This is a genomic window from Streptomyces poriferorum (assembly GCF_019399235.1).
GTDB lineage: Bacteria > Actinomycetota > Actinomycetes > Streptomycetales > Streptomycetaceae > Streptomyces > Streptomyces poriferorum.
In genome coordinates this window covers 1-3,399 of record NZ_JAELVH010000452.1, presented here as the reverse complement: position 1 = coordinate 3,399, position 3,399 = coordinate 1, and the positions used below count along the sequence as shown (strand labels likewise).

The following is a 3,399-nucleotide window of genomic DNA, read 5'->3' as shown; positions in this document are numbered from 1 at the left end:
CGAGGTGCGCACCGAGCCGCACCCGGTCGGCGTCGGCGATGCGGACGCCCTTCGGCGCGACGTAGTCCGTCATGCGCGGGAACTTGTCGACGGAGGTGACCTGGAGGTGCAGGCCCTCGGCGCGGGCGTTCAGCCGCACCTTCTCCACGTCGTCCACGGCGACCGGGCCCAGCGAGGTCCAGGCCACGTTGGTGAGGAGACCGAACAGGCCGTCCAGGTTCTGCCCGTGCGGCTGTACGAGGCGGTGCGAGAGCAGGTGCAGGCGCAGGTACGCGTCGTGCGCGTCGAGCGGCTTGTCGTCGAGCGAGGCGATGACCGTGCGGACGGCGACGACCTCGACCCCGCGGCGGGCGTCCACACCGATGGCCTTGGCGGCGCCCTCGCCGAGCAGGTTGACCGCGCGGTCGGGGGTGAGCCGCTCGGTTCCGGCCGGTCCGGGCTCGGCGGTGAGCTCGGGAGCGGGGAACCAGGTGTCGAGAACGGAACCGTCGCCGGCGATGGTGGCGAGGCCGGCGGCGACGGCGCCGGTGGAACGGGGAGAAGTCGTGTCGGTCATGCCCCGAACCTAACCGGCCGGGGGCGGCCCGGGCCAACCGGTCTCAGCGTCCGGGCGTCGCGGACACGGCGCCGGAGGGCCCGGCCCGGCCCTCCTCGCGCCGCCCGCCGGCCGTCTTACGGGAACCACCCCCGTGGGCTCCCGTACGACGGCCGGTCCGGACCCCGTGTCAGGAACGCCGCCCCTTCTCATCGACCACGGCCGCCGCGGCCCTGGCGGTCACGATGAAGCCCGCCGGCGAGTCCAGCGAGCCCTCGCCGGCGTACAACGAGGTCTGCGCGTTCAGGAGCAGCAGGTCGCGCTCGCCCGGCAGATGGATGCCGATGGCCGGCCGGTTCAGCACGTCCTGTGTCTGGACGGCCTCGATTCCGGGGATGGTGGCCATCGCCCGGTAGACCGAGGCGAGTCCCTTCGGATCGGCGGGGTAGGACAGCGCCAGCACGGACAGCGCCCGGAAGTCGTGCTCGGCGGTGGTCTCGTCCTCGCCCGGGTAGAACGCGCGGGCCCGCTTCTTCACCTGTTCCAGGTCGGACGGCAGATCCGCCAGGAACTGGAACCGCTCACGGGGAGAATGGTCGTCGCCCGACTTCCCGTTCTCGAAGTCCGGGTCCGCGTAGCGGTACCAGTGCTCGATCACCCGGAGGCCGCCCGCCTCGTCCCCCGACCTGCCTTCCTTCGCCAGGGCCACCAGTTCGCGTTGCACGTCCTCGGTGACGGCGCTCCCCGGCCCGCCCAGCTGTGAGCCACCCTTCGTGTCAGCCACCAGTTCCTTCGTGTAGACCCACTGCCCCGCCCGCGGCGCCGGCACCGGATCGTCCGCGACCTCACCGGCCGCGTCCCTGAGCACCTGTGCGGCGCTGCCCAGTTCGGACACGACGACGGGAGACGCGCCCTGCTGTGCGCCCTGCTCGCCGCCGAGGACCTGGCCGCTGACGGCGGCCCCCATGACGACCGCCGCCGCGGTCGCCACCGCGGCGATCCGCCAGTCGGCGCGCAGCCGGCGGCGGCGTCCCGCGGCCTCCGTCAGCCGCTGCCGGCCCTCGGCCAGCGCCGCCCGGTCCGGTACCGGCGCCTCGGCGCGCAGTTCCCGCAGCAGCGACATCTCATCCGTGCCCATGGGCCACCTCCAGGCCTTCGGTAACGACTGTGGGATCTGCGCCGAGGGTCTGACGGACCTTGCGGCGGGCCCGGTTGAGCCGGGAACGGACCGTGCCGACGGGCACGGAGAGCGCGTCGGCCACCTCCTGGTAGCTGAGATCGGCCCAGGCGATCAGCAGGAGTACGTGGCGGTCGCCGGCGGACAGCGAGGCGAGGGCGCCCGCGAGCAGGCTGTGGGCCGCCTGGGCGCTGACCCGGTGGTCGGCGCTTGCGGTCCAGGACTCGGCCACCGGGTCGGTTCCGGTGCGGGCCAGCGCGCGCAGCGCCCTGACCTCGGTGCGGCGGTGCTTGCCGATGAGGTTGGCCGCGATGCCGTACAGCCAGGGCCGTGCGCTGTCCCGGCCGGTGTCGAAGCGGGCGCGGGAGCGGAAGGCGACGAGGAAGGTGTCGGCGGTGATGTCTTCGGCCGCCCCTTCGCCGAGGCGGCGGGCGGCGTAGCGGTGGATATCGGCGGCGTACCGGTCGTAGAGCAGCGCGAAGGTCTCGGGCCGCTCCAGCGACCGGCTGACCACGGCCGCGTCGTCGTCTCTCGGTGGTCCGGTCACGGTGTCTCCGTCTTCTTCAGCAGTTCCGCACGAGGCGTGTCATCTGCTGTTGCCCGCAGCGGCCTTCCGGGTTCACGGACCCGGTCGCGGGGACGGCGTCACCTGCTGATGCGGCCCAGCATCTCCCGTGCGTACGCCTCGTCATAGACCCCGTCGGTCAGGAGTACCTGCAGGCAGATCCCGTCCATCAGCGCGACCAGTGCGCGTGCCGTGTCCGGGCCGGTGCGCGGTGCCAGGAGTGCGGCGGTGCCGTCGGCCCACTCGGCGGCGACGGGACGCAGCGCGGGCCGGCGCAGGGCGGCGAGGTAGAGCTCGTACTCCAGTTCCGCCGGGCCGCGTGCGGCGGAGAAGAACTCCCCCAGCAGCCGGGCGAGTTCGCCTGCGAGGTCGGCGGCCGGGTCGGCGAGGGAACGGCTCTGCCGCATGAGCGTGGCGAAGTTCTCGTTCGTGCGGCGCAGGGCGGCGATCAGCAGCTCGTCCAGCGAGGCGAAGTGGTATGTCGTCGAGCCGAGCGGCACATCGGCCTCGGCGGCGACGGAGCGGTGGCTGAGCCCGGCGATGCCCTTGGCGCCGACCACCCGGATCGCCGCGTCGATGATCCGCTCGCGCCGCTCGGGGTCGTACCTGCGCGCCATCAGTGCGCGCCGCCCAGGTTGAGGACCACCACGCCGGCGATGACCAGGGCGATGCCCGCCGCCTTGACCGGGCTGCCGGACTCCCCCATGAACAGCACGCCGATGACGGCGACGGCGGCCGTTCCGATCCCGGCCCAGATCGCGTAGGCCGTACCCATCGACATCGTCCTGAGGGTCTGGGCGAGCAGCGAGAAGGCCAGCAGGTATCCGGCGACGGTGATCAGAGAGGGCCACAGCCGGGTGAATCCCTCGCTGTACTTCATGGCGGTCGTCCCGGCCACCTCTGCCGCTATGGCCGCGGCCAGCAGTCCGTATCCCATGTGTACGAGTGTACGCATGGGATGCCGGGGAGGCCCTGGGCCGAACGGGTGACACGAGCGCTACCGTGGTCCGTCCAGTACATGCCAGATCATGATCGACCGACCGACGGAGCAGCAGTGGCGCAGGACGCAGGGTGGGGTGGCGGTGCGTACGGGGGTGCGCCGTACGCACCGCCACCCCACCC

General features: G+C 72.8%; 5 protein-coding genes. All 5 read right to left on the bottom strand.

The genetic code is table 11. The features are described 5' to 3' along the window. On the bottom strand, window positions 1-556 hold a 556-nt coding region (locus tag JGS39_RS38155; protein ID WP_505391882.1), incomplete at its 3' end, for a 2,3,4,5-tetrahydropyridine-2,6-dicarboxylate N-succinyltransferase. A gap of 169 nt (window positions 557-725) precedes the next feature. After that, complete coding sequence (locus JGS39_RS38150; RefSeq protein WP_219574361.1) at window positions 726-1,673, bottom strand: CU044_5270 family protein; 948 nt, start codon at window positions 1,671-1,673, stop codon at window positions 726-728. After that, a complete protein-coding gene (locus tag JGS39_RS38145; protein ID WP_219574360.1) occupies window positions 1,660-2,259 on the bottom strand; it encodes an RNA polymerase sigma factor in 600 nt (199 codons plus the stop codon). Before JGS39_RS38145 ends, JGS39_RS38150 begins: the two co-directional genes overlap by 14 nt. A gap of 98 nt (window positions 2,260-2,357) precedes the next feature. Next, window positions 2,358-2,894: a TetR/AcrR family transcriptional regulator gene (locus tag JGS39_RS38140; RefSeq protein ID WP_219574359.1), complete on the bottom strand. Its 537-nt coding sequence runs from the start codon at window positions 2,892-2,894 to the stop codon at window positions 2,358-2,360. Beyond that, window positions 2,894-3,214 (bottom strand): DMT family transporter, encoded by a 321-nt coding sequence (locus JGS39_RS38135; RefSeq protein ID WP_219574358.1) that lies wholly within the window; start codon window positions 3,212-3,214, stop codon window positions 2,894-2,896. The genes JGS39_RS38140 and JGS39_RS38135 overlap by 1 nt, the downstream gene beginning before the upstream one ends. Window positions 3,215-3,399 lie beyond the last annotated feature (185 nt).